20 protein-coding genes are annotated in these 24,130 nt (G+C 62.0%); 12 read left to right on the top strand and 8 right to left on the bottom strand.

What is annotated here, in order from left to right:
* Positions 1-17 precede the first annotated feature (17 nt).
* A complete protein-coding gene (locus ACLBKR_RS01705; RefSeq protein WP_112828401.1) occupies positions 18-1,454 on the bottom strand; it encodes a glutamine synthetase family protein in 1,437 nt (478 codons plus the stop codon).
* A 175-nt stretch (positions 1,455-1,629) separates the two neighbouring features.
* Between ACLBKR_RS01705 and ACLBKR_RS01710 the strand changes: the two genes are divergently transcribed.
* Together ACLBKR_RS01710 and ACLBKR_RS01715 are read left to right on the top strand one after the other, a co-directional pair.
* Entirely contained in the window at positions 1,630-2,763 is a 1,134-nt protein-coding gene (locus tag ACLBKR_RS01710; protein WP_414901695.1) for an NAD(P)/FAD-dependent oxidoreductase, read from the top strand.
* Between the two features lie 237 nt (positions 2,764-3,000).
* Complete coding sequence (locus tag ACLBKR_RS01715; protein WP_162748311.1) at positions 3,001-3,147, top strand: hypothetical protein; 147 nt, start codon at positions 3,001-3,003, stop codon at positions 3,145-3,147.
* 4 nt (positions 3,148-3,151) lie between these two features.
* Here the strand turns inward: ACLBKR_RS01715 and ACLBKR_RS01720 are convergent, their stop codons facing one another.
* Entirely contained in the window at positions 3,152-3,445 is a 294-nt protein-coding gene (locus ACLBKR_RS01720; RefSeq protein WP_162757919.1) for a hypothetical protein, read from the bottom strand.
* 93 nt (positions 3,446-3,538) lie between these two features.
* On the opposite strand from ACLBKR_RS01720, the gene ACLBKR_RS01725 reads away from it, so the two are divergent.
* Positions 3,539-4,411, top strand: a complete 873-nt coding sequence (locus tag ACLBKR_RS01725) for a LysR family transcriptional regulator (protein ID WP_113439294.1) — start codon at positions 3,539-3,541, stop codon at positions 4,409-4,411.
* Between the two features lie 192 nt (positions 4,412-4,603).
* On the opposite strand, the gene ACLBKR_RS01730 is transcribed toward ACLBKR_RS01725, so the two are convergent.
* The 4 genes from ACLBKR_RS01730 to aceA all read right to left on the bottom strand — a co-directional run bounded on the left by ACLBKR_RS01730 (position 4,604) and on the right by aceA (position 7,892).
* Positions 4,604-4,936 carry a hypothetical protein gene (locus ACLBKR_RS01730; protein WP_113447361.1) on the bottom strand — a complete coding sequence of 111 codons (333 nt, stop codon included), beginning with the start codon at positions 4,934-4,936 and terminating at the stop codon, positions 4,604-4,606.
* 14 nt (positions 4,937-4,950) lie between these two features.
* The gene (locus tag ACLBKR_RS01735; RefSeq protein WP_113447360.1) at positions 4,951-5,994 is read right to left on the bottom strand and encodes a hypothetical protein; all 1,044 of its coding nucleotides are present in this window, start codon (positions 5,992-5,994) and stop codon (positions 4,951-4,953) included.
* A 218-nt stretch (positions 5,995-6,212) separates the two neighbouring features.
* The gene (locus ACLBKR_RS01740; RefSeq protein ID WP_112828396.1) at positions 6,213-6,458 is read right to left on the bottom strand and encodes a hypothetical protein; all 246 of its coding nucleotides are present in this window, start codon (positions 6,456-6,458) and stop codon (positions 6,213-6,215) included.
* A gap of 144 nt (positions 6,459-6,602) precedes the next feature.
* Positions 6,603-7,892 carry an isocitrate lyase gene (gene aceA / locus ACLBKR_RS01745; protein WP_112828395.1) on the bottom strand — a complete coding sequence of 430 codons (1,290 nt, stop codon included), beginning with the start codon at positions 7,890-7,892 and terminating at the stop codon, positions 6,603-6,605.
* 237 nt (positions 7,893-8,129) lie between these two features.
* On the opposite strand from aceA, the gene ACLBKR_RS01750 reads away from it, so the two are divergent.
* The 5 genes from ACLBKR_RS01750 to ACLBKR_RS01770 all read left to right on the top strand — a co-directional run bounded on the left by ACLBKR_RS01750 (position 8,130) and on the right by ACLBKR_RS01770 (position 13,766).
* Positions 8,130-9,551, top strand: coding sequence for a helix-turn-helix domain-containing protein (locus ACLBKR_RS01750; protein ID WP_112828394.1), 1,422 nt, complete (start codon positions 8,130-8,132; stop codon positions 9,549-9,551).
* 127 nt (positions 9,552-9,678) lie between these two features.
* The gene (locus tag ACLBKR_RS01755) at positions 9,679-10,776 is read left to right on the top strand and encodes a polyamine ABC transporter substrate-binding protein (protein WP_113339702.1); all 1,098 of its coding nucleotides are present in this window, start codon (positions 9,679-9,681) and stop codon (positions 10,774-10,776) included.
* 82 nt (positions 10,777-10,858) lie between these two features.
* Positions 10,859-12,019, top strand: coding sequence for an ABC transporter ATP-binding protein (locus tag ACLBKR_RS01760; RefSeq protein ID WP_113339703.1), 1,161 nt, complete (start codon positions 10,859-10,861; stop codon positions 12,017-12,019).
* 10 nt (positions 12,020-12,029) lie between these two features.
* Positions 12,030-12,941, top strand: a complete 912-nt coding sequence (locus ACLBKR_RS01765) for an ABC transporter permease subunit (protein ID WP_113442098.1) — start codon at positions 12,030-12,032, stop codon at positions 12,939-12,941.
* 9 nt (positions 12,942-12,950) lie between these two features.
* Positions 12,951-13,766 (top strand): ABC transporter permease, encoded by an 816-nt coding sequence (locus ACLBKR_RS01770; RefSeq protein WP_112828390.1) that lies wholly within the window; start codon positions 12,951-12,953, stop codon positions 13,764-13,766.
* Between the two features lie 2 nt (positions 13,767-13,768).
* Here ACLBKR_RS01770 and ACLBKR_RS01775 read toward each other — a convergent pair whose 3' ends face one another.
* On the bottom strand, positions 13,769-15,688 hold the full coding sequence (locus ACLBKR_RS01775) for an AsmA-like C-terminal region-containing protein (protein WP_113447359.1): 1,920 nt from the start codon (positions 15,686-15,688) through the stop codon (positions 13,769-13,771).
* Between the two features lie 148 nt (positions 15,689-15,836).
* On the opposite strand from ACLBKR_RS01775, the gene ACLBKR_RS01780 reads away from it, so the two are divergent.
* Positions 15,837-17,789 carry an acetoacetate--CoA ligase gene (locus ACLBKR_RS01780; protein ID WP_113339705.1) on the top strand — a complete coding sequence of 651 codons (1,953 nt, stop codon included), beginning with the start codon at positions 15,837-15,839 and terminating at the stop codon, positions 17,787-17,789.
* Between the two features lie 254 nt (positions 17,790-18,043).
* On the opposite strand, the gene ACLBKR_RS01785 is transcribed toward ACLBKR_RS01780, so the two are convergent.
* The gene (locus ACLBKR_RS01785) at positions 18,044-19,618 is read right to left on the bottom strand and encodes an ABC transporter permease (RefSeq protein WP_414901697.1); all 1,575 of its coding nucleotides are present in this window, start codon (positions 19,616-19,618) and stop codon (positions 18,044-18,046) included.
* A gap of 344 nt (positions 19,619-19,962) precedes the next feature.
* Here ACLBKR_RS01785 and ACLBKR_RS01790 point away from each other — a divergent pair, with 344 nt between their 5' ends.
* The 3 genes from ACLBKR_RS01790 to ACLBKR_RS01800 all read left to right on the top strand — a co-directional run bounded on the left by ACLBKR_RS01790 (position 19,963) and on the right by ACLBKR_RS01800 (position 23,953).
* Positions 19,963-20,934, top strand: coding sequence for a helix-turn-helix domain-containing protein (locus tag ACLBKR_RS01790; RefSeq protein ID WP_113447357.1), 972 nt, complete (start codon positions 19,963-19,965; stop codon positions 20,932-20,934).
* Between the two features lie 274 nt (positions 20,935-21,208).
* Positions 21,209-23,341, top strand: coding sequence for an autotransporter domain-containing protein (locus ACLBKR_RS01795; protein ID WP_162757797.1), 2,133 nt, complete (start codon positions 21,209-21,211; stop codon positions 23,339-23,341).
* A gap of 180 nt (positions 23,342-23,521) precedes the next feature.
* A complete protein-coding gene (locus ACLBKR_RS01800; RefSeq protein WP_113339709.1) occupies positions 23,522-23,953 on the top strand; it encodes a hypothetical protein in 432 nt (143 codons plus the stop codon).
* Positions 23,954-24,130: the final 177 nt, after the last annotated feature.

Consider the following 24,130-nt stretch of genomic DNA (forward strand, 5'->3'; position numbering starts at 1 on the left):
GGAAAACTCCTACGGGATCAGACGTTCAGCAGCAGGAATTCGCGTTCCCACGGACTGATGACCTGCATGAAGGTCTCGAACTCTCCCCTTTTCACGCCGGCATAAAGGCCGATGAACTCCTCGCTCAGCACTTCGGCCAGAGCGGGTTCGGACTCGAGCAGCGACACGGCTTCGAGCAGCCCACGCGGCAGCTCGACCGAGCCCTCGTTCGCCGTCCCCTCGGAGGCGGCCGTCGGTTCGACCTGCTTGACGATGCCGAGATAACCGCAGGCAAGCGAAGCCGCGAGCGCGAGATACGGATTGGCATCCGAACTCGGCAGGCGGTTCTCCACGCGTCGGGCGGCGGCATCCGAAACCGGCACGCGGAAGGCCGTAGTGCGATTGTCATAACCCCAGGCATTGTTCACCGGCGCTGACATGTCCGGCGTCAGGCGCCGGTAGGAATTCACGTAAGGCGCCATCATTACCAGCGTCTTCGGCACGAAGGCCTGCATGCCGCCGATGAAATGGAAAAATTCCTTCGAGGCAGAGCCGTCGGGATTGGAAAAGATGTTCTTGCCCGTCTCGACGTCCACCAGCGACTGGTGGATGTGCATGGCCGATCCCGGCTGGCCCTGCATCGGCTTGGCCATGAAGGTGGCGTATATGCCGTGCTTCAGCGCCGCCTCGCGGATCGTGCGCTTGAACAGGAACACCTGGTCGGCAAGCTCGATCGGATTGCCGTGGCGCAGGTTGATTTCGAGCTGAGCCGGGCCTTCCTCGTGGATCAGGGTGTCGATCTCGAGGCCCTGCTTTTCCGAGAAATGGTAGATGTCGTCGATCAGCTCGTCGAATTCGTTGATGCCGGCGATCGAATAGCCCTGACCGCCGAGGATGGAACGGCCGGAGCGACCTTTCGGCGGATGCAGCGGATAGTCCGGGTCGTCGTTCATGGCAACGAGGTAGAACTCGATTTCCGGCGCCACGACCGGCCGCCATCCCTTGTCCTCATAGAGCTTGAGCACGTTCTTCAAAACGTTGCGTGGCGTGTAGGACGTCTGCTCGCCATCGGAGCCGACGACATCGCAGATCACCTGTGCGGTCGGGTCCGTCTCCCACGGCACCACGGAAAGCGTCGAAAGGTCGGGCATGAGCTTCAGGTCGCTGTCGCGCGGCTCGTAGCGGAAGTTGCCGGTCTCCTCCGGATACTCGCCCGAAATCGTATGGCGGTAGAGCGCGGAAGGCAGTGCCAGAGAGGTGTTGGAGGTGAATTTCGAGGTCGGCATCATCTTGCCGCGTGGAACGCCGGCGAGATCGGGCGTGATGCACTCGATGTCCTCGATGCCGCGGGCACGCAGCCAGGCGGTCGCTTCCTTCCATGTCTTCACCCCACGCTTGGACCCGGGATCCGGAGGTATGCTCACCTTTTTGGACGCTGCGCCTTGGGGTCTGAGCATATTTTTCTTCGGAGGCATGTCTCACCGGTTGGGGTTGTTGATGGCGTCATCATACGCGGACTTCTCGAATTGGCGAGGGGGGAAGATCATTGACTTTGGAGATGCGATCGAAAAGACAGATCTTCTTTGACGCAGGGGCCGGAAATTGGCGCGTATATTTGATGTTGCTGTGATAGGCGCCGGTGCGGCCGGCATGATGTGCGCTCTGACGGCTGGACAGCGCGGCCGTTCGGTCGTGGTGCTCGATCATGCGAAGGCGCCGGGGGAAAAGATCCGCATTTCCGGCGGCGGTCGCTGCAATTTCACCAATATCCATACCGGGCCGAAGAATTTTCTCTCCGCCAACCCGCATTTCGCCAAATCGGCGCTCGCCCGTTTCACGCCCTCCGATTTTGTTGCCATGGTCGAGAAGCACGGGATCGCCTGGCATGAGAAGACGCTCGGACAGCTTTTCTGCGACGACAGCGCCAAGGATATTATCCGCATGCTGCTCGATGAGATGCGTGCCGGCGGCGTCGAACTGCGGCTCGGGACGGAAATCGTCGGGATCGAAAAAGGCGTGGACACTTTCCGTGTCGCTACGAATGAGGGCCCCGTCGAGGCGCGGGCGCTGGTGATCGCAACCGGCGGCAAGTCCATTCCGAAAATGGGCGCGACCGGCTTTGCCTATCGCGTCGCCGGGGATTTCGGCCTGGCGGTCACCGAGACACGGCCCGGCCTCGTTCCGCTGACGCTGGAACCCAATCTGCTGGCGGAGTTGTCGGTGCTTTCCGGTGTTGCGGTGGACGCGGAGGCGCGCCACGGCAAGACGGCGTTTCGAGAGGCGCTGCTTTTCACCCACCGGGGGCTTTCAGGCCCCGCCATCCTGCAGATATCGAGCTATTGGCGGGAAGGCGACGAAATCACCCTGTCGCTGGAGCCGGATCTCGATTTTTCCGCCCTGCTGAAGGCTGCAAAGAAGGAAAACGGCCGGCAGGCCGTGCAGACAGTGCTGGCGCAGCATCTGCCGAAGAGGCTTGCGCAATACGTCGCCGAGCGTCACCGCATCGAACGGTCGCTTGCGGACCTTTCCGACAAGGTTCTGGATACCATCGGTTCCTTCCTCGGGAGATGGCCGATCAAGCCCGCCGGCTCGGAAGGATACCGGACGGCGGAAGTCACCCTCGGCGGCATCGATACGGCCGGCCTCGATTCCCGCTCGATGATGGCGAAATCCGTGCCCGGACTCTACTTCATCGGCGAATGTGTCGACGTCACCGGTTGGCTGGGCGGTTATAATTTCCAGTGGGCCTGGGCCTCCGGCCGCGCTGCCGGCGAAAGCATGTGACAGAATTGTCGCAATTGCAGCATTTTGCATGCGCAGCAACAAAATTTCCGCATTCATGGTGTTCTGCGCAAGCTTAATGCCATAATTTAGTTCTTGTTAACGTGGCTAGATCATTCTCGACCTATGCCGGCATTCCGCAGTGCAAGATGCCACTCGGAATGGGACATGAGGTCGGACCGGATTGCCGCGCAGAAACGGCATTGATTTCCCTGAACGGCAGTCTCCAGGATAGAGCCGATGAACAACAGACAAGATCGCAAGCCCCGTGCCATCGCCATTGCCAGAACGCGCGACGCCGAACTGGCGCGTCTTCGCAACATGGCCATCATCTGCTTCGGCGCGGCTGCGGCCATTGCCGCACTCGCTATCGGCCTCGCCGGCTGAAGCGTCAACATTGACGGCATGGTGTCCGCTCGCGGCCCGCGAGCGACTGCCGGCCGGACGCCGCGATCCTGCGGATGTCTCCTTTCGACGAACGGCTCTCCACCGCTGAGCGCTTCGCAACCGTCGTTCGCGCCATCAATTGCCTGAACCCTGCTCCCACCCGCCGACGCCACCGCGACAGCCGGCCACCGAACGGTCCGGTATGGGTCTCGTAAAAGGCCTGTTCGGCTTCGGCTGTTCTCGCCGGCGGCTGCGTCGGGCCGGTCAATGCAATAAGTGTCGCCAGAGCGCTAAGCATGACGGATCTCCTTTAAGGTCCACAATCCGTCTTTCGATTTATACGTCCAATTCCGATGGATAAACGCCAGAAGCCGTGCGATATCTTTCACTCATGAAAAACATCGCCTGGGACGCCTATCAGCTTTTTATAGAAGTCGCCCGCCGGGGAGGGCTGACGGGGGCGTCTTCCGCGAGCGGCCTAAGCCCGGCGACGATCGGTCGGCGTATGATCGAACTGGAGCGGCGGCTCGGTCGCGAACTCTTCCTGCGCAGTCAGACGGGTTATCGCCTGACCGATGACGGCCGCGAGCTCCTTTCCCATCTCGGAGAAATGGAGGCGGCGATCCGCCGGGTCGAGACCTGGCGGCAGGGAGCGGCAGCGCGCGCGCTGGTGCGCATTGCAGCCGGCACTTGGGTTGCCCGTCTCATTAGCGAGAATTTTTCGGCGATCTGCACCCGGCGCGACGATTTCCGCATCGATCTCTTCATCGCCGAACAGCGTGCAAGTCTCGCCCACCGGGAGGCCGATATCGGTATCAGGGCCTTCGAACCGGAGGAGCAGAACCTTGCGAAGGTGTTCCTGGGCGAGGTCGCCTACGCCGCCTACAGGGCGCGCAACTATGGCGACGGCGAAAATCGCTGGCTGGCGGTCGATCCGGAAAATGCCATTTCATCCTATCTTCGCTGGCCGCATGAAAACCGGCCGGAAAGCATCGTCGTCACCGTCAACCGGCCGAGTTCGCTGCGCGATCTGGCCATCGCCGGCGCCGGCATTGCCGTGCTCCCCTGCATCGCCGGCGACCTGGAACCAAGGCTCGAACGGGCCGGCGGCGAAATCGGAGCCTTGCGCCATCGCCAGTGGATCGTGATGAACAATGACGACCGGCATCGCCCGGAAATCCGCACCGTTGTCGATCGCATGACGCGGCTGATGCGGGCACATGCCGATCTCTTCGCCGGCAGGCGCCCGAGCCGCGAAGGATAATCAGGCCAGGAGTAGCCGGGAACAATCGGTCCACGGAGGTTTCGCCGCCGCGAGCCGGCGGGACCGCCCATCCGGTCGTGCAGGGTGTCGATGATACAGAGCGCTCCTTCGGTATCGGCGGCGGAGACCTTGATGCCGAACCGGCCGTTGAGAAAATGCGTCGGCGTGCCGAAGAATCGGCGGACCTGCCCTCTAAACGCGTTCGAAGGAGAGTGTGATGCTCGTTTCCACGCCAGCCGTTACGATGCCGATGCTGCCTTCGGCGCTGATGGCGAGGCCGACTTCCACGCTCTTCAACTGCATCGAGCCAACAGATGATTTTTCGATCTTGCCGATGACTTCCTGTAATTGCGCGATGGTTTCGGCGAGTTTCTTGTCAAGCTGCCCCGTGTCCTTCGGCACGTAACCTACAAGGCGCGAAACTGCTTCCCTTAGTCCATGCTGCTCACCGCCCTTGTCTGCTTCGCGTGTTCTCTCGGGAACGGCCGCCGCGGCCGCAGGCACGATGATGGTCAGGTTGGTCATGTCGTTCTCCCGTTTTAGAGATAAGGATCGACTTCGAGATATTTGACGGCCTGATAGAGATCCTGGCAGAGGCCGTTCCTGCCGCCATTGCCGTCGTCTATGCCGCCCATGTAGATACCCACCCCCGCACCGGTATGATTGTGGGTGGCGAGCGCGCCGCTGTCGCCGCCCTGGGCCTGCGCATCGAGCACGAGCCGCTGGCCCATCATCGAACCCCAGTAGCCGGGCAGCGGATGGTGCGAGAGAACCGACCGATTTCCTGGGTTTGTAAGGCGTCCGTCAAGCGTGACGGCATCGCCGGGAGCGACAACGTGCGTCGGGTTTGGAAACGGACCGAGCAGGGAGAGCGAACTCAGGCCGGCCGGCCAGTCCGTGGAATCGATTTCGATCACCGCCGCGTCTACCGCGCAGTGGCCATCGTCGGCGAGATATCCTTGGTTCGGTGTGTTGTGGTCCGTGGAAGGATCAAGGTCGATCGGGGTGCCAAGCGACAAGTGCTCGACGACGTGGCGGGCGGTCAGAATGCCCCGGTCGAAGGGAGGGTTCTTCATCGCCGGTTTGACCCAGCATGCGCTGCTTCCGACCGTACTCGGATTGCCCGGATGGGGTGGGATGCCGTGCTGTTCTAACCTCGTATAGGTGACGATTACCGGAAATTGCCGCCTTGCGAAGCGAATGGACGTTTCAAGCGGTTTCTGGCTGGCCTTTCCCGCCGGTGCCGTTGCCAAAATCGATACCCCGAACGCGAATTTGCCGCTCTTGGAGACAGGCCATTCGATCTCCTCGGCCAATCCGTCTTTGAGGGAAATGAAGCCATAGCTGATGCTGAAGGTTCTGGCAGGCATCGCTGCGGGCGTGATCGCCGGCGGGCTTGTCTGCTCTATACCCGGAATCATACCTTCCGTCAGCAACTGAAGATTGGCGGCGGTGGCGAACAACCTGTTGCGCGGCCAGGCGAGATCCGCTTGTCGGGTGATTTCGGCAATCTGAGTGTTGCCGTCGTCGGCGGACGGGAGCAGTTCGGCGATCTCGTTAATGTCCTGCTGCGTCAGTTCCATTTCGAGCCCCCTCTGAAATGACAGGAAAACTAACACGCTATAAGGGCATTTGACAGATTGGCGACTTTACATTGCGCGCCATTTCGTATTGCGATCGCGTGGATCGGGTCCGACCATCGGCCAAAGGCAAAGTCCCGCGCAACGATCGGCCTGCTCCCCCCGAAGCGTGGCGATCATTGCGCGGGAACCGATCCGGGCAGGGCTCCGGATGGATTGCGTCAGGCAGCGCTTCTGCTCTGGGTGACGATGACCGGGATCAGAAGATCGCCCCAGTTGCCGTCGCCGCCGTGGTGGCGGGCGGAGCGGACGAGTTCGACCGAGACACCCGCATCGACGGCCTTCATGACCGACTGGTTGAGGCGGTGCAGGTCGTTGGCGACCATGCGGATCATTGCCTGCTGGTCGGCGGTCATTGCGGATGCCTGTTCTTCGGCGCGTTCCTTAACTCGAGTCTGCGGGGTCATGGTATTTCTCCTCTCTATTCGGGGTTCTTGAAGTTTTGATCTGCTGTCTGTGCGCGTTGGCTGTTGCCTCCCATCCCCCTGCCGGGACCTTCTCCCTGCTCGCGGGGAGAAGGTGGTGGTTGTGCCGGATGAGTGGCGAGCCCCTTACTCGGCGGCCGGCTTGAACTGCTCGGTCTCGGTCGATTCCTTCATCGCCGTCGTCGAGGACTGGCCGGAGGTGATGGCGAGCGATACCGCATCGAAGTAGCCGGTGCCGACTTCGCGCTGGTGCTTGGTCGCGGTGTAGCCGTTGACCTCCGCGGCGAATTCCGCCTCCTGCAGCTCCGAATAGGCAGCCATCTGGCGTTCCTTGTAGCCACGGGCAAGCTCGAACATGCCGAAGTTCAGCTGGTGGAAGCCGGCGAGCGTGATGAACTGAAACTTGTAGCCCATCGCACCCAGCTCCTTCTGGAACTTGGCGATCGTCGCGTCGTCGAGGTTCTTCTTCCAGTTGAACGACGGCGAGCAGTTGTAGGCGAGCTTCTTGCCCGGATGCGCCTTCTGCACGGCTTCCGCGAACTTGCGGGCCTGTTCGAGGTCCGGCTTGCCGGTTTCCATCCAGATCAGGTCGCAGTAGGGAGCGTATGCGATGGCGCGGGCAATGCAGGGCTCGATGCCGTTCTTGACCTGATAGAAGCCTTCCGCCGTGCGGCCTGCGTCATAGTCGACGAAGGGCTGGTCGCGCTCGTCGATGTCGGAGGTGAGCAGCTTTGCGGCTTCGGCATCGGTGCGGGCGACGATCAGCGTCGGAACGCCCATGATGTCGGCGGCGAGACGCGCAGCGGTCAGGTTACGGATGTGAGCAGCGGTCGGGATCAGGACCTTGCCGCCGAGATGGCCGCACTTCTTCTCGGACGCGAGTTGGTCTTCGAAGTGAACGCCGGCAGCACCCGCCTCAATGAAGGCCTTCATGATCTCGAAGGCGTTGAGCGGACCGCCGAAGCCGGCTTCCGCATCGGCGACGATCGGAGCGAACCAGGTGTCGACCGAAAGGCCCTTGCCTTCCTGGGTCTCGATCTGGTCTGCGCGCTGAAGCGTTCGGTTGATGCGGCGTGCAAGCTCAGGCGCAGCGTTCGCCGGGTAGAGCGACTGGTCCGGATACATGGCGGACGCGGTGTTGGCATCCGCAGCGACCTGCCAGCCGGAGAGGTAGATCGCCTTCAAGCCGGCGCGGACCATCTGCATCGCCTGATTGCCCGAGAGAGCGCCAAGCGCATTGATGAAGGGCTCTTCGTTAATCAGCTTCCAGAGGCGGTTCGCACCCATTTCGGCAAGCGAGTACTTGATCTCTACGGAGCCGCGCAGGCGCTGGACGTCTGCCGCGCTATACGGACGGTCGATGCCGTCAAAGCGACCTTTCGGTGCAGTCGGAACGAGATTGTAAAAATCAGTCATAAGGCACTCCCTCTTGCTTTGCTGTATGGGCTGTTCGAATTTCCGATATCGATCAGCTCGCCTTCGATGTGACTGGATTTACAGCGCGCTGCACAAAATTTCCAGAATAAACGGAAAAACAATGAGATAAATGAGGTTAGGCTGTCTTGTGTTTGACAATTCGACGATGTAAATTTGTAAAAAATGTAAAGTTGGCGAAGTCCGATAATCTGTCTAGCTTTGTAAAAGGGGTGTAAAATGGCGGAAAACAAGATCTTTGCCGGTCCGCGCGTGCGCCGCATCCGCAACGGCCTCGGCCTGACCCAGACCGCGATGGCGGAAGCGCTCGACATCTCGCCGTCCTATCTCAACCTGATCGAACGCAACCAGCGCCCGCTCACCGTCCAGCTGCTGCTGAAGCTTGCGGCCGTCTACAAGGTCGATCTCGACGAGTTGCAGGGCGAGGCGGGCGGCACGGCCGGTCAGTTGCGCGAGGTCTTTGCCGATCCGCTGCTCTCGGGCGAGGTGCCGGGCGACCAGGAACTGATCGAAGTGGCGGAAGCCGCTCCCAATGCTGCCGCCGGCATCGTCAAGCTCTACCGCGCCTATCGCGAGCAGGCGGCAAGGCTGACGGACCTGGCCGAGCTTCTGGCAAGGGAAGGGCATGAGACCTCGATTTCCGGCACCCGCCTGCCGGTGGACGAGGTGCGGGAAAAACTGGAGAGGCGGGCGAATTTCCATGCCCGCATCGAGGATGCGGCGGAGGCGTTCCATGCCTCGCTCTCTCTTTCACCCGGCGACGATCTCGGCGTCGCGCTGAAGGCCTGGCTCCGCAGCCGGCACGGCATCGTGGTGCGCACCCTGCCGATCCATGCCATGCCGAACCTGCGACGGCGCTATGACCGCCATTCCATGCGGCTTTTCCTGTCAGAGCGTCTGTCGCCCTTCGACCAGTTGCGGGAGGTGGCGATGGAGACAAGCCTGCTGGCGCTGGGCGAGGAGATCGCTGCAGAACTGGAGGCGCTTGCCTTCTCGACCGGGGAGGCGAAACGGCTCGGCCGCTTCGAACTCGCGCGTTACGCCGCCCATGCCGTGACCATGCCTTACGGTGCCTTTCTCGCGGCGGCGCAGAGGGCGCGCTACGACATCGATATCCTGCGCTCGCGCTTCAGCGTCTCATACGAGCAGGCGGCGAACCGGTTGACCATGCTGCAGCGTCCAGGTGCTGCCGGCGTTCCCTTCTTCATGCTGGAGGTGGATACGGCCGGCCACCGCTTCCGCAAGGCCGGCGCTCAGGGTTATCCGCAGGCGAAGTTCGGCGGCGGCTGTCCCAAGCTCAATATACACGCCGCCTTCGCCCAGCCGGGGCAGGTTCTCGTCGATGCCGTCGAAATGCCCGACGGCACCGGTTTCCTGACGATTTCTCGCACACTCGAAGGACCGCAGGCCGGTTTTTCCGAGCGCGTCAGGCGCACCGCGCTGCTGATCGGCTGCGACATCGCCCACCGGGAAGAGGTGGTCTACGGCCAGGCGATCGCGACGGCGCCGCCGGTCGCTGTGGGAACGGCCTGCAGGTTGTGCGAGAGGCAGGGATGTCTTGCCCGCGCCGAGCCTCCGGTCACCCGTCCGCTCGGCCTGGACGAGATGGTGACGGGCCTTTCGGCCTTCGATTTCCAGTGATCGCCGGAGATATTGCGCCGCGCATAATTTAACTTGTCGCCCGACCAATTCCTTCTTAGTCTGTCAAAAAAAACAAAGGGAATGGTGAAGGGCGTTCTGCCCGCCCGATTCAGGAACAGGAGAAAAAATGAAAGCCGATTTCATCCGCTGGGCCTCCGTGGCCGTGGCAGCTATTGTTTTTGCCGGTGGGGCAAATGCCGAGGATCGCGTCGTCCACGTCTACAACTGGTCCGACTACATCGATGAATCGATCCTCGAGGACTTCACCAAGGAAACCGGCATCAAGGTCGTCTACGACGTCTTCGATTCCAATGAAATTCTCGAAACCAAGCTGCTTGCCGGCGGCTCTGGTTATGATGTCGTGGTTCCGACCGGTCCCTTCCTCGCCCGCCAGATCCAGGCAGGCGTGTTCCAGAAACTCGACAAGTCGAAGCTGCCGAACCTTTCCAACATGTGGCCTGCCGTCATGGAGCGGCTGGCGAAGTACGATCCCGGCAACGAATATGCCGTCAACTACATGTGGGGCACCACCGGCATCGGCTATAATATCGACAAGGTGAAAGCCGCCCTCGGCGACGTCAAGATCGACAGCCTGGACGTGCTGTTCAAGCCGGAGAACGCCGAGAAGCTCAAGTCCTGCGGCATCAACATCCTCGACGCTTCCGACGAGACCTTCGCGATCGCGATGAACTATCTCGGCAAGAACCCGGACAGCAAGGAGACGGCCGATCTGGAAGCCGGCGGCGACGTCTACATGAAGATCCGGCCGTCCGTGAAGACCTTCAATTCCTCCTCCTACATCGACGATCTCGCCAATGGCGACATCTGCATCACCATCGGCTGGTCGGGCGACGTGCTGCAGGCCAAGGCGCGTGCCGAGGAAGCCAACAACGGCGTGAAGATCGACTACGTGATCCCGAAGGAAGGCACCTATATGTGGTTCGACAACCTGGCGATCCCGGCGGACGCCAAGAATGTCGAGGAAGCCCACGAGTTCATCAACTACCTGATGAAGCCGGAAGTCATCGCCAAGGCTTCAAACTACGTTCAGTACGCCAACGGCAACCTCGCCTCGCAGCAGTTCCTGGACGAGTCCGTGTTCAAGAACCCGTCGGTTTATCCGGACGAGGAGACGACCAAGAAACTCTTCACGATCTCGCCCTACGGGCCCAAGGAGCAGCGCGTGCTGAACCGGGTCTGGACGCAGATCAAGACCGGCAGCTAATCCGGAAAAACCTTGCCGGGCGGGATTTCCCGCCCGGCTTTGTTTCAGCCCTACTTTCACGTCTTCAACATTGGGTCACGCGATGGCGAAATCTCTTGGACCGGTCAAACGCAAATTTTCCCCTTGGAACGACCCGCAGGCAAAGCCGTTCATCCGGTTCGAGAATGTCACCAAGCGCTTCGGCGATTTCACCGCCGTCAGCAACCTGACGCTCGACATCTACGAGCGGGAATTCTTCTCGCTGCTCGGCCCCTCGGGCTGTGGCAAGACCACGCTGATGCGCATGCTCGCGGGCTTCGAGGAGCCGACCGAAGGCCACATCCTCCTTCAGGGCAGGGACATTTCCGGCACGCCGCCCTACAAGCGTCCGACCAACATGATGTTTCAGTCCTACGCGCTCTTCCCGCACATGACGGTGGAAAAGAACATCGCCTTCGGTCTCGAGCAGGACAACATGGCCAGGGGCGAGATCGAGGCGCGCGTTCAGGAGATGCTGAAGCTCGTCAAGCTCGAACAGTTCGCCAAGCGCAAGCCGAGCCAGCTTTCCGGCGGCCAGCGTCAGCGCGTGGCGCTCGCCCGCTCGCTCGCCAAGCGGCCGAAGGTGCTGCTGCTCGATGAGCCGCTCGGCGCCCTCGACAAGAAGCTGCGCGAGGAAACCCAGTTCGAACTGATGGACATCCAGCAGACGCTCGGGCTGACCTTCCTGATCGTCACCCATGACCAGGAAGAGGCGATGACCGTCTCCGACCGCATCGCGGTAATGGATAAGGGCGTCATCATGCAGGTGGCGACGCCGGCGGAAATCTACGAGGCGCCGAACAGCCGCTACGTGGCCGATTTCATCGGTGACATCAATATCGTCGAGGGCAAGCTCGTCTCGGTGGAAAAGCGCGGCGAACTCGATTTTGCCCGCGTCGCCTGCGAAGGCGGCATCAACGTCAATGTCGAACAGCATTCCTGCCAGGCGGAGCCTGGCGCATCCGTCGCCTTCGCGATCCGGCCGGAAAAGGTACGTATCTCGATGGACGCGCCTGCCGATAATTCGGCCAACGCCCTGCAGGGCGAGGTCTGGGATATCGGCTATCTCGGGGACTTCTCGGTTTTCATCGTCAAGCTCGCCGACGGATCGACCTTCCGCGCCGCTCAGGCCAATGTTTCGCGCCTCGTGGACCGCCCGATCACGGTGGACGACAAGGTCTGGCTGACCTGGCCCGCCGAGGCCGGTCTCGTGCTGACCCGTTGAGGAGGCGCCGATGAGCGACGCGACCGCAGCTCAGACAACGAGTTCATCGCCCGCCCGCTGGCTGGTGGTCCTCGTGCCCTATGCCTGGATGGCACTGTTCTTCCTGGCGCCCTTTCTCATCATCATGAAGATATCGCTGTCGGACACGGCGATCGCCATGCCGCCCTATACGCCGCTCTTCCAGGGGTTTTCGGCGATCGGCGATTTCTTCTCCCAGCTCGATTTTGAAAACTATCTCTTCCTGACCGAAGACCCGCTCTATTACAGCGCCTATCTGTCGTCGCTCAGGATCGCCTTCATCTCCACCGTGCTGCTGCTGCTGATCGGCTATCCCATGGCGCTCGCTATGGCGCGCGCCCCGCTGGCAATCCGTCCGACACTGCTCATGCTGGTCATCCTGCCGTTCTGGACATCGTTCCTGATCCGCGTTTACGCCTGGATCGGCATTCTGAAACCGGAAGGCCTGCTGACGCTCCTGCTCCAGACGGTCGGCATCCTTGGGCCGGACCAGCAGGTCCAGATCTTCCGCACCGAAACCGCTATCTTCATCGGCATCGTCTATTCCTATCTGCCCTTCATGGTGCTGCCGCTCTATTCGGCGCTGGAGAAGCTCGACGGAACATTGCTGGAGGCGGCAAGCGACCTCGGTTGCCCACCATGGAAAGCCTTCTGGCGCATCACCCTACCGCTTTCCATTCCGGGCGTGATCGCAGGCGCAATGATCTGCTTCATTCCGATTACCGGCGAATTCGTCATCCCCGATCTTCTCGGCGGTCCAAACACGCTGATGATCGGTAAGACGTTGTGGACGGAGTTCTTCGGCAATCGCGACTGGCCGCTCGCCTCCGCCGTGGCGGTGGTGCTGCTGATCTTGCTGGTGATACCGATCATGATCTTCCAGAACCAGCAAGAGAAGGCGTGAGGTGGAACGATGAAGCCTGGTAAGCTCGATTCGACCGTCCTGACGCTGGGATTTGCGTTTCTCTATCTGCCGATCCTGATCCTGGTGGTCTATTCCTTCAACGATTCGAAGCTGGTGACCGTCTGGGGCGGGTTTTCGCTCAAGTGGTACTCCTCGCTCTGGTCGAACCAGGGGCTGCTCGATGCCGCCTGGGTGACTTTGCGCGTCGGCATCATGAGCGCGACGTTCGGCACGGTGCTCGGCACGCTCGCGGCATTGACGCTCGTGCGCTTCGGCCGGTTTCCGGGACGCATGCTGTTTTCCGGCATGGTCTATGCCCCGCTCGTCATGCCGGAGGTCATCACCGGCCTGTCGCTGCTGCTGCTCTTCGTTGCGATGAATATCGACCGCAGCCTGATGACGGTGACGATCGCCCACACGACCTTCACCATGTGCTATGTCGCAATCGTCGTGCAGTCTCGCCTGCTGACCTTCGACATGAGCCTTGAGGAAGCGGCGCTGGATCTTGGCTGCCCGCCGGTCAAGACCTTTTTCAAGATCACCCTGCCGCTCATCATGCCGGCCGTCGTTTCGGGCTGGATGCTGGCCTTCACCCTGTCGCTTGATGACCTGGTTATTGCGAGCTTCACCACAGGCCCGGGCGCGACGACTCTCCCGATCAAGATCTACAGTCAGGTGCGCCTCGGCGTGACGCCGGAAATCAACGCGGTCTGCTCGATCCTGATCGGTCTGGTGACGACGGGCGTCATCTTCGCCTCGATCATGACCAAACGGCAGGAACTGCAGCGTCAGCGCGACGAGCATGTGGCGGCCCGGACGGCCTGAAATCACGGTGCGGGCGTTACGGTCCCCGGAAGGGGCGGAAGCGCCTCCGCCGGCATCTGGACGGGCGAGATGACGGGGTCCGGCCAGGAACCGCCGACGAAGAAGCGGATGCGCGGAAGCTCGCTGCGGCGGGCGGGATCGGAGGCGACAAGGTCGCCGGAAACGGCGAGCGCCTTGTCCTGATAGGGAACTATGCCGGAAAGGATGAGCGTTTCGTTCGGTCCGATCAGGCGGGCCTTGTCGATCTCCGCCGAACCGCCGCCGAAGGTTGCCACGAATTCCAGCCGGTTATAGGGCAGGCCGGCTTCGCCGCCGGCTGCGCTAAGCTGGTAATAGGCCTTGGTCGCGGCGAGTTCCCGGAATTTCTGGCTGTCGATCGCCTGTAGCACGCCGTTTTCCGTGGTGAAGGAAAGCTTGCCGGAAATCTCGGAAAGATCGGTCGCCCACAGGGGGTCTTCGGTTTTCAGCGCAAGATCGACCGAACCGCGCCCGCGCGGCAGCGGTCCCTTTATCTGCATCCGGTCGATGACCGCGCCGAAATCGGCGTTGCGGACCGCAAGTGTCAGACTGCCCCCTCCGGAAAAATCGCCCTCGGCCCCGGCATAGCTTGCCGTGATATCGCCGCCTTCGAAAGCGGCGTCGGCAATGTCGAACCTGGCCGTCTTTCCCGTCAGCAAAATGCTGGCTGCGACGTCGCCGAGATCGAAGGGCGGCAGCGCGGCCTGGCTTGCCGAAAGCGTGAGGTCGAAGTCGAGCCATTGCGTTAGACGCGGCTGGCGGGCTTCGTCGCGCGGCTGCTCGTACGGCAGGTCCAGCGAAAACGAACTGAGGAGGTCGGCGATGTTCAACCGGTCGAAAGCGAGCGTGCCGCTGAGCAGCGGCTTTCCGTTCTTCGGACGGGAAAGCCCCAGAATGCCGCTGCCGCGGATGTCGTCGAGAACGAATTCCAGCCCGTCGAACCGCAATTCGTTTTCGACCCTTGAGAGCCGCGCGCGGAGCGAAGCCACCTTAAGCTTGTCGAGGCCGGCGATCCTGACCCCGGCCCAGTCGAGAAGGGCGGGGACATCCTTGAGATTGAGGTTCAGGTCGCCGGAACCGAGATCTGCGCGTCCCATGCCCGCGACGCCCTCGAAGGCCGACGAGAATGCCGCGCCATCGAGAGAAAACGCCATCGCCGCCGTCTTGCCGCCGAAGAGGAGCAGGGGCTGGGGCGATGAGAAATCCAGTTTGAACTGCCGTCCGGCAAATGTCAGCGACGCCTCCGCCTCAAGTGTTCCGGAAAGACGCGGCCACGAGATATCCGCCGCGATGCCCTCCAGGGCGTAGTCACGCCCGGAAGCCGCATCCGTAAGGCGGACGCTGCCGTTTTCGACGGTGATCGACCCTACCGGCGCATCGAGATCGCCGCTCAGCGCCTGCCCGCCGCCCGCCTGCGACGCGACCTGCCGGACCGCAGCGGATAAAAGCCCCTCGCTCGCCCAGTCGAGCCGGCCATCCTTGTCGCGATCGACGAAGACTTCGGGCTTGAGGAAATGGAAGGACTTGAAGCGGGGGCGGCCCTGGATCGCGGAATAGAGCCCGAAGGATGCCGATAGTTTTTCGACCCTGCCAAGCACCTTCCGGCCGCTCTCCGTCTGCTTGCTGATCGTAACCGCATTCAGGGTGACGCGCGGCTCTGGCCAGAAGACGATTTCCGGCGTTCCCTCGATCGAAACCCGGTGACCGGTCCACTGCGCGACCGCCCGCTCCATGGCGGAGCGCACCAGACCGCTGGAAATGAGGTAGGGTGCGGCTGCCCTTGAGATCAGGAAGACGAGGAGAGCGGCGCTGAGCAGCGCCAGCGAGATCCGCAACGCACGCCGGACCGGCGACCGGCGCGGGGCGGCCTTTTTCGGTTCGATGGTCTGCGGCGCTTCGGGCATGGGACTGTCGGGGCTCGGTCCGGTTGTCTCGCGTATCGCCGATGCGGGATATAGGAATTGCCGCGCCGTTGCAAATGCGAGCCGTGTTCCAGCACTTTATATTGCGTTGCAAACTGTTATACAGACGGGGTCTTTCGAGGAGGAACGCATGCAAGAAGACAAGCCGCTCTGGGTGCCATCCGACGCCTTCATCAAGCAGACCCCGATGCACCGCTTCACACAATGGTGTGGCGAACGCATCGGTCGCGAATTTACCGACCACGATGATTTCCATGCCTGGTCGATCGAGGATCGAGCCGGCTTCTGGTCGGCCGTATGGGATTATTGCGGTGTGAAGGGCAACAAGGGGGATGTCGTTCTGGAAAACGGCGACGTCATGCTGGAGGCCCGCTTCTTTCCGCAGGCGCAACTGAATTTCGCCGAGAACCTGCTTGCAGGGGCCGGCGAGGGCGATGCCATCGTCTTCCGCGGCGAGGACAAGGCCGAGGACCGATGGTCCTGGGACCGTCTGCTCAGCGCGGTTTCTCGTCTGCAGCAGGCCTTTCAGGCGCGTGGCATCGGCGAGGGCGACCGCATCGCGGCGATGATGCCGAACATGCCGGAAACGGTTGCGTTGATGCTGGCGGCTGCCTCGCTCGGCGCGATCTGGTCATCCTGTTCACCGGATTTCGGCGAGCAGGGCGTTCTCGACCGCTTCGGACAGATCGAGTCCAAGCTCTTCATCGCGGTCGATGGCTACTGGTACAACGGCAAGAAGCAGGATGTCGCCGAGAAGGTGAAGGCGGTATCGGCAAAACTCGGATCGCCTCTGGTGGTCGTCACTTATGCCGGTGATGCCGAGGCGCTTGCGGCGGCGGTTCCCGGCGCCGTCACGCTCGCCGATCTGGTCGCGCCCTATGAGGCGAAGGCCATTGAGTTCGCACCCTTGCCCTTCTCGCATCCGCTCTACATCCTGTTTTCTTCCGGAACGACAGGTGTGCCGAAATGCATCGTCCATTCGGCGGGCGGCACGCTGCTGCAGCATCTCAAGGAACAGCGCTTCCACTGCGGATTGCAGGAGGGCGAGAAGCTTTTCTATTTCACCACCTGCGGCTGGATGATGTGGAACTGGCTGGTCTCGGGCCTCGCATCCGGCGCCACGCTCTGCCTTTACGACGGCTCGCCCTTCCATCCGGACGGCAATATTCTGTTCGACTATGCGGAAGCGGAAAGGTTCGCGATCTTCGGCACGTCGGCCAAATTCATCGATGCGGTCCGCAAGGGTGGGCTGACACCGAAGACGACGCATGATCTTTCCAGCCTGCGCCTCATCACCTCGACCGGATCGCCCCTGTCGCCGGAAGGTTTTTCCTTCGTCTACGAGGGCATCAAGGAAGACGTGCACCTTGCCTCGATTTCCGGCGGCACGGATATCGTCTCCTGCTTCGTGCTCGGCAATCCAGTGAAACCCGTCTGGCGCGGCGAAATCCAAGGTCCGGGCCTCGGCCTGGCCGTTGACGTCTGGGATGACGAAGGTCGGCCGGTGCGCGGTGAAAAGGGCGAACTGGTCTGCACTAAGGCCTTTCCGTCGATGCCGGTCATGTTCTGGAACGACCCGGAGGGCGCAAAATATCGCGCCGCCTATTTCGAGCGGTTCGACAACGTCTGGTGCCACGGCGATTTCGCGGAATGGACCGCTCACGGCGGTCTGGTCATTCATGGCCGCTCCGACGCGACGCTCAATCCGGGCGGCGTACGCATCGGCACGGCGGAGATCTACAATCAGGTCGAGCAGATGGATGAAGTGCTCGAAGCGCTCTGCATCGGGCAGGAATGGGACGATGACGTGCGCGTGGTGCTGTTCGTCCGGCTTGCGGCGGGCCGCCGTCTCGACGAGGATCTGGTGAAGGCGATCAAGACGCGCATCCGCACCGGGGCATCGCCTCGCCATGTGCCGGCCAAGGTGATCGAGGTTGCCGACATCCCGCGCACCAAATCGGGCAAGATCGTCGAACTTGCAGTGCGCGAGGTGGTGCATGGCCGACCCGTCAAGAACAAGGAAGCACTGGCCAATCCGGAGGCGCTGGAGCTGTTTGCCGATCTCGCCGATCTGCGATCTTAGGTTGCGGTTTCCCTCAAGTCCGGTGCCGGCTCCCCATTTCCGGGGGGACGGTCCGGACCCGGCGGTAACGACTTGTTAACAGGCCTTTGTCATAGCTAGGGCAACTTGGGTGCACACGATGAGCGTGTGTTTGCGAACCTTTCGGTTCCGATAAAACATGATGTTGTGATCGACTCGACTCCAGTTGAACAGCATAACTTCAGGGCGGTCGAGACCGCCCTTTTTTCTTGTCCGGATGGGCTGGGGATTGCCCTTCAGCGGCTCTTGTCGAGTGAGCGCGACACCATGATGACCGGAATGAGCCCGGCGAGAATGATGATGATCGCGGCGACCGAGGCGTCCTGCACCTTGGAGCGGGATGCGTCTTCATAGACGAGGGTTGCGAGCGTATTGAAGTTAAAGGGACGCAGCAGGATGGTTGCGGACAGCTCCTTCAGGGTTTCGATGAAGACGAGCAGCGCCGCCGTCAGGACCGCCGGACGCATATTGGGCAGCAGCACCTCGCGAAAGGTCTGGAAGCCGTTCCGCCCGAGCGTGCGGGAAGCCATGTCGAGATGCGGCGAAAGCTTGTGGAAGCCGGCATCGATGGTGCCTTCCGCCATCGTCAGGAAGCGGACGGTCGCCGCATAGACGATGGCGAAGCCGGTGCCGGAAAGCAGAAGCCCGGTCGAGACCCCGAGATATGTGCGCATCGCGCCGTCGAGGAGATTGTCAAGCGATGCCAATGGCATGAGAACACCAATGCCGAGCACGGTGCCGGGAACGCCGTAACCGAGAGAGGCTACGCGGCTTGCCACTGAAATCGCCGGCGAGCGATGCGAACGGGCCGCATAGGCGAGCACGAAGGCGAGGACGACGGTCGCGACAGCAGCCGAGGACGAGATCATCGCCGAATGGCCGAGCGCTTTCAGCAGGCGCGGTTCCGCGAAGTTTTCCAGGCGCCGCAGGGCGAAGCCCGCGAGTACGGCGAAAGGAATGGCAAAGCCCACCAGCACGGGCAGAAGGCAGAAGAGCGTCGCTCCCCATTTGCGGAAACCCCGCAGATGAAGCCGGACGGCGTCCGTGACGATGGCCGTCGTCTTGTGGCTGGAAAAGCGCTGCTGCCGGCGCGCCCATCGCTCGAGCGCCAGGAGGCCGACCACGAAGACCAGCATGATGCAGGCGATCTGTGCTGCCCCCGACAGGCTGCCGCGGTTGAGCCAGGTATCGTAGATCGAGAAGGTCAACGTATTGACGCCCAGATATTCGACCGCGCCGATGTCGTTCAGCGTTTCCATCATCACCAGCGTCAGGCCGACCATGATCGCGGGGCGGGCCATCGGGATCTGCACCTTGGCGAAGACCCGGAAGGGGCCGGCGCCCAGCGTGCGGGCGACATCGGCCGCCGCGCGCCCCTGCATCATGAACATCGAGCGGCACGAGAGATACACGTAAGGATAGAGAACGGCTGACATTACCAGAACGGCGCCGCCGAGCGAGCGGATATCGGGAAAACTGTAGTCCCGGACGGAATGGAACCCGAATAGCGCCCGGTAGGTGCTCTGCACCGGACCGGTAAAATCGAGGAATTCGCCGAAGGCATAGGCCGCGAGATAGGAAGGCATGGCGAGCGGCAGCACAAGGGCGGAGGAGAGGACGCGGCGCAATGGGAATTCGCAGGTTGCCACCAGCCATGCGCTGACGATGCCCACAATCGCGGTCGCGGCGCCTGTCGCTGCAAGCAGCCAGAGGGTGCGCAGGCCTGCCCGCGGCACGACGTTCGTCAACATGTGCTCCCAGTTGCCGCCATCGCCGGTAAACCCGATCACGAAAATGGCCGCGACAGGCATGGCGACCAGGGCTGACACGATGATGGCGGCCAACGCTATGGCGCCGGGCCTTCGCTGCACGAGAGAGTGTTTCGCAAGAGGCGCTGCGGGCGCATCCGTGGGCAAGTCGGGCGTCTCCGGTCGGGTTCGATTTCTCGGACGGGCATGGATTCCAAGGTCCCTTTGCCCCATGATCTAGCGGAAACCGGCGCGGAAGGGAACGGGTCGACAAGGCGGATTGCCGGGTTATGGTGCAAGGCCGTTGTCGCAAAAATGCATCCGCAAGGTTGACAGTCTGCCATCCTTCATAAAGTATATATGCATCATGCATATTGTTGTTTTTGAATTGCAGCGGGAATATTCGAATGGATGAAATGGCGTGGATAGCCGAGACCGCGGCCTCGAGGGACGCGCGGAATTTCGATTCCGAGGGGCGTATAGCATTCGATGACGGGCCGTTTTCCGGCTTCATCGAGCGCCTGCCCGTGCGCCCCGGTATCGCGCTCTACCGTGTCGAGGGCGTATCTTCCCACGCCTGGCAACTGAGGGCGCAGGGCGATGCTCCGGCCGGCAACCTCGTTTTCGGCGCCATGCTGGATGGTGCGGGCGCGATCGAGGCCAAGGGCAATCCGCGGCAGAGCTGGAAGGGGGCGGGACGCTCCTTCGTGCTCAGCCTTGCCGAGCGGGAGATCGTCTATCATCTGGAGGCCGGCAAGCAGTGGCGCGCCGTCACGCTGATGCTGGAGCCGGACGCGCTCGAGAATCTGGCGGCCCGCAACGGTCTGCCGCCGCTGATCCGCGACGCCCTGCAGGATGGCCAGTTGCCCATCCTGCACATGTTCGAGATCAACCGCGCCGTGATGCGCGCCGCCCACGACCTGCTGCAGCCGCCCTATCGCGGCAACATGGCGACGCTCTGGCGCGAGAGCAAGGCGCTCGAACTGCTGACGCATCAGTTCGACCGGTTGGGCGAAAGCGCTGTTGTCCAGCCCTCCATCACGCCGCGCGATCTTGCCCGCGTGCGCGAGGCGTATCACCTGCTGATGGCGGACCTGCGCACACCGCCGAGCCTTGATGAGCTTGCCGCGTTGGTGCGGCTTGCGCCCCGCAGGCTCAACCAGGGCTTCCGCCATGTCTACGGCATGACGGTTTTCGAGGCGCTTCTGGACGCCCGCATGAAGACGGCGCACAGGATGATCTGTGAAAGGCGGGATATTCCCTTGAAGCATCTCGCCTGGATGGTTGGCTATAACCAGTTGTCGAATTTCATCAGCGCCTATCGCCGCCGTTTTGGAGTGCCGCCCGGCCAGCACCGCCGCGAAAGTGAAGCGGACTGAGATCTGAAATACAACTGAAGCAACGGGACCATGCCGCCCCAGCATTGCTGGCGCGGCATGGTCCTTTTTTGCGTTTTTACCGTCTGGACAAAAAAGTTATGCGGCTCTGCAAATGCTTATGCATGGCTGTTCTCCGCGTTGATAGCTCGGACGACCTGCGGCCAATAGGTCCGAAACCTTGAAGTAACTATCGCAGGTGTTCGGAGACGGAAGCATGGGGCAAAAGCGGACAAGTTATAAGATACGGCGGCTGGCACGCAGTAGGAAGATCTGGATGGCCGGGTTGTTGGGATCGACGGCGCTCGTGATGCCGACGCCAGCTCATTCCGAAGGATTCTTCCAAAATATCCGCGAATTGCCCTCTGCTATCACCTGGCACAGCGCGGTGGCTGTCAGCGGCAATGGCAGATATGTCGTTGGCGAAGGCTATACTGCGGATTCCGGTTACCGGTCGTTTCTCTACGATGCGACGACAGGAACTCTGCAGGATATCGGCCAGATCATCGAAAATCACCAGACGCTCGGCTACGACGTATCGGACAATGGCGCCGTTGTCGGCTCATTTCTGGATGCCGATGCCAATGATTTTGCTTTCCGGTGGACGTCGGGCGGCGGGTTCGAGAAGCTCGGCACTTTCGCGGGCATCGATGCCGGCGGGATTTCGTCTGCGAGCGGCGTATCGAGAGACGGCAAGCGCATCGTCGGCTGGGCGAGCTCGACGGAAATCCACTCCGACGTCAGGGCCTTTGTATGGGTCGAGGGTGCGACGACCGGGCTGGATGCCAACCCGCAGATGTTCAAGCTGGGCGGCCGGGCGCCCGATGCCCTGACGCTGGGCGACGATATCAGCGGCAACGGCATGTTCGCCGTCGGATGGGGCGAGGGCCCGGGAGGGGCGACCTTTCACGCCATCCGATGGAATCTCGCAAACCTCATTGCGGACGGCACGGCCAGTGCCGAAGACCTGGGCGTTCTCGGCGGCAGTTATTCGCGGGCAACCGGTGTCAGCGACAACGGGGTGGTCGTCGGATGGTCCACGCTCTCCACCCCCTATGGTGTCCATGCCTTTCGTTGGACAGAGAATGGCACGGGCGGGCCAGGGAGCAATCCGCAGATGGAGGATCTCGGCACGCTGGGCGGTACCTCCAGTGAGGCGCTGGCTGTCAACAAGGACGGCAGCATCATCGTCGGCACGTCGGATGACGATGAAACCTATCTGGAGCACGCCTTCCGCTGGACCCGCGAGACGGGCATGATCTACGTCAGCGACTGGCTGTTGCAGGCCGGCGTGGATGTCGGCGGCCATATTCTGTCGGAAGCAACCGGTGTTTCTGACAATGGCTCGGTCATCGTCGGCATGATGAGGGACGATGACAACCCCACAGGCGAAAGCCCCTTCATCGCCCGTGTGCCTGTGCCGGAACCCGATCCGGGCCCCGGCGGCGAACCGGGTCCGCCGCCGCCGCCCGGCGTGATGAACGTCAACGAATACAACAGGACGCTCTACGATGCGGGTTATGCCGGCTGGGCCGGCCGGATGGTGGCCAATGTGCCGATGAACGGCGCCCATCACCGTCCGCTTATGAACTACCCGACGCAGCAAGGCGGTGTCTGCGGCTGGACCAACGGCGACATCGCCCATTACGACGACGGGCGGGACACCGGAGTTTCGCTGGCGGAAGCCGGCCTTTGCGGCGATCTGCTCGACGGCACCATGCGGATCGGTCTTGGCGGTGGCGTGCTGCGCTCACAGCAAGATCTCTTGAACAACGGCGACGCTGAACTCAACGGGCAGTATGCCATCGGTGAAATGAACTGGCGCCCGGATGGCATGCCGGTGCTATTCTCCCTGACGGGCCTTTACGGCGGCTGGGACGCCGATATCAAGCGCGGCTATTCCAACGGCGCCGCCATGGCCTATTCGGACGGCGACACCGACATGCGCAGCGGTGTGCTGCGTCTGCGTGCCGATTGGCAGGATGCCTTCAGCTTGGCTTCAATCGGCTTTTCGCCATATCTCGCCTACACCTGGGGCCGCACGACGGTGGATGGCTATACCGAAACCGGCGGGCCTTTCCCCAGCGCCTTCGACAAGCAGGTCGTTACCACCAATGAAATACGCCTCGGCCTGGCCTCCCGCACGGAACTGACCTCAGCGGTTACCCTTCGCGGTTCGATGGAACTCGTGCATGCGACAGGAGATGCTCCACGGGCGCAGGGTCAGGTCGTCGGACTCTACGGTTTCGATTTCGGCGGCGGCTCATTCGCAGAGACCTGGGTGCGAGCAGGCGCGGACATCGACCTGAAGGTAACCGAAAACGCCGTGATTTCGCTGTCGGGCCACGCGGCGACGGAAGGTCTGGATGCGCAGATTTCGGGGGCTGCCCGCTTCCAGGTCCTGTTCTGATTCCCCACCCGGGTGGGCCGGGAGTGCTTCCCTTGGCGCTTCCGGTCCGAGGCCCGCGGTTCAGTTTCTGCAGAATCCTGTCTCATCAAGGAGGAAAGACATGCCTGCATTCATTCTTGCCATGCTGCTGCGATGCCTCGAATTTCGTAGCACGCGCCGGTCGCGCATCCGGAGGCGATCTTGAGAAGGCGCGCCGTCGTTCTTCTGCTTGCCTGCGTCGCGGGCTGCAGTCAGACGCAATCTGCCGGCGGCGATCCGGCAGCGATCGAGCCAGCGACCCTCAATCGGCCCGCCGCCAAACAGGCCAAGCCCAAGCCGTCGGAGATGCCGTCCGCTTCAAGACAGATGGCGCAAACCGCCAATCCCCCAACGGGGCGTGAGGCCGATTGCGAGGCTGCCCTGAAGCGAGAGATGAATTCGGCGATGGCGGGCAACATGCTTGGTATGGCCGGTGGATTCGTTGGTTTCGGTGGGCGCGGAGGTGCCATCGCTTCCCAGGTCGCATCCACGGCGGGCGGCATGATCGCCCAGCAGCAACAGGCGAAAGCGCGGCAAGCGCTTGAGCGGGATTGCTACGGATCTTCCGTGGCGGCCGATCCGGAAACGTGGTGACCCGGCAAGCCGGAACATATTGCAACAGGTTCAAGCCGTCTGCGGCGGCAGTGGGTATCAGATAGCGGCGTAACCCACGTTCATTGCCGCGCAATGACGGCGAAGGTGGAGTGGCGGGCACGGGCTTCCTCCCGGCCCCGGCGGAGCCCGCCGCTCCACATCCATTTCAGCGGAAAA

It is taken from the genome of Paenirhizobium cremeum (assembly GCF_047553425.1).
GTDB classification, from domain to species: Bacteria; Pseudomonadota; Alphaproteobacteria; order Rhizobiales; family Rhizobiaceae; genus Allorhizobium; species Allorhizobium cremeum.

Excerpts from the sequence above, each read along its gene's own strand:
- ACLBKR_RS01705 (WP_112828401.1), bottom strand. The coding sequence starts at position 1,454 with ATGCCTCCGAAGAAAAATATGCTCAGACCCCAAGGCGCAGCGTCCAAA.
- ACLBKR_RS01710 (WP_414901695.1), top strand. The coding sequence starts at position 1,630 with ATGATGTGCGCTCTGACGGCTGGACAGCGCGGCCGTTCGGTCGTGGTG.
- ACLBKR_RS01715 (WP_162748311.1), top strand. The coding sequence starts at position 3,001 with ATGAACAACAGACAAGATCGCAAGCCCCGTGCCATCGCCATTGCCAGA.
- ACLBKR_RS01720 (WP_162757919.1), bottom strand. The coding sequence starts at position 3,445 with ATGCTTAGCGCTCTGGCGACACTTATTGCATTGACCGGCCCGACGCAG.
- ACLBKR_RS01725 (WP_113439294.1), top strand. The coding sequence starts at position 3,539 with ATGAAAAACATCGCCTGGGACGCCTATCAGCTTTTTATAGAAGTCGCC.
- ACLBKR_RS01730 (WP_113447361.1), bottom strand. The coding sequence starts at position 4,936 with ATGACCAACCTGACCATCATCGTGCCTGCGGCCGCGGCGGCCGTTCCC.
- ACLBKR_RS01735 (WP_113447360.1), bottom strand. The coding sequence starts at position 5,994 with ATGGAACTGACGCAGCAGGACATTAACGAGATCGCCGAACTGCTCCCG.
- ACLBKR_RS01740 (WP_112828396.1), bottom strand. The coding sequence starts at position 6,458 with ATGACCCCGCAGACTCGAGTTAAGGAACGCGCCGAAGAACAGGCATCC.
- aceA (WP_112828395.1), bottom strand. The coding sequence starts at position 7,892 with ATGACTGATTTTTACAATCTCGTTCCGACTGCACCGAAAGGTCGCTTT.
- ACLBKR_RS01750 (WP_112828394.1), top strand. The coding sequence starts at position 8,130 with ATGGCGGAAAACAAGATCTTTGCCGGTCCGCGCGTGCGCCGCATCCGC.
- ACLBKR_RS01755 (WP_113339702.1), top strand. The coding sequence starts at position 9,679 with ATGAAAGCCGATTTCATCCGCTGGGCCTCCGTGGCCGTGGCAGCTATT.
- ACLBKR_RS01760 (WP_113339703.1), top strand. The coding sequence starts at position 10,859 with ATGGCGAAATCTCTTGGACCGGTCAAACGCAAATTTTCCCCTTGGAAC.
- ACLBKR_RS01765 (WP_113442098.1), top strand. The coding sequence starts at position 12,030 with ATGAGCGACGCGACCGCAGCTCAGACAACGAGTTCATCGCCCGCCCGC.
- ACLBKR_RS01770 (WP_112828390.1), top strand. The coding sequence starts at position 12,951 with ATGAAGCCTGGTAAGCTCGATTCGACCGTCCTGACGCTGGGATTTGCG.
- ACLBKR_RS01775 (WP_113447359.1), bottom strand. The coding sequence starts at position 15,688 with ATGCCCGAAGCGCCGCAGACCATCGAACCGAAAAAGGCCGCCCCGCGC.
- ACLBKR_RS01780 (WP_113339705.1), top strand. The coding sequence starts at position 15,837 with ATGCAAGAAGACAAGCCGCTCTGGGTGCCATCCGACGCCTTCATCAAG.
- ACLBKR_RS01785 (WP_414901697.1), bottom strand. The coding sequence starts at position 19,618 with ATGCCTGTCGCGGCCATTTTCGTGATCGGGTTTACCGGCGATGGCGGC.
- ACLBKR_RS01790 (WP_113447357.1), top strand. The coding sequence starts at position 19,963 with ATGGATGAAATGGCGTGGATAGCCGAGACCGCGGCCTCGAGGGACGCG.
- ACLBKR_RS01795 (WP_162757797.1), top strand. The coding sequence starts at position 21,209 with ATGGCCGGGTTGTTGGGATCGACGGCGCTCGTGATGCCGACGCCAGCT.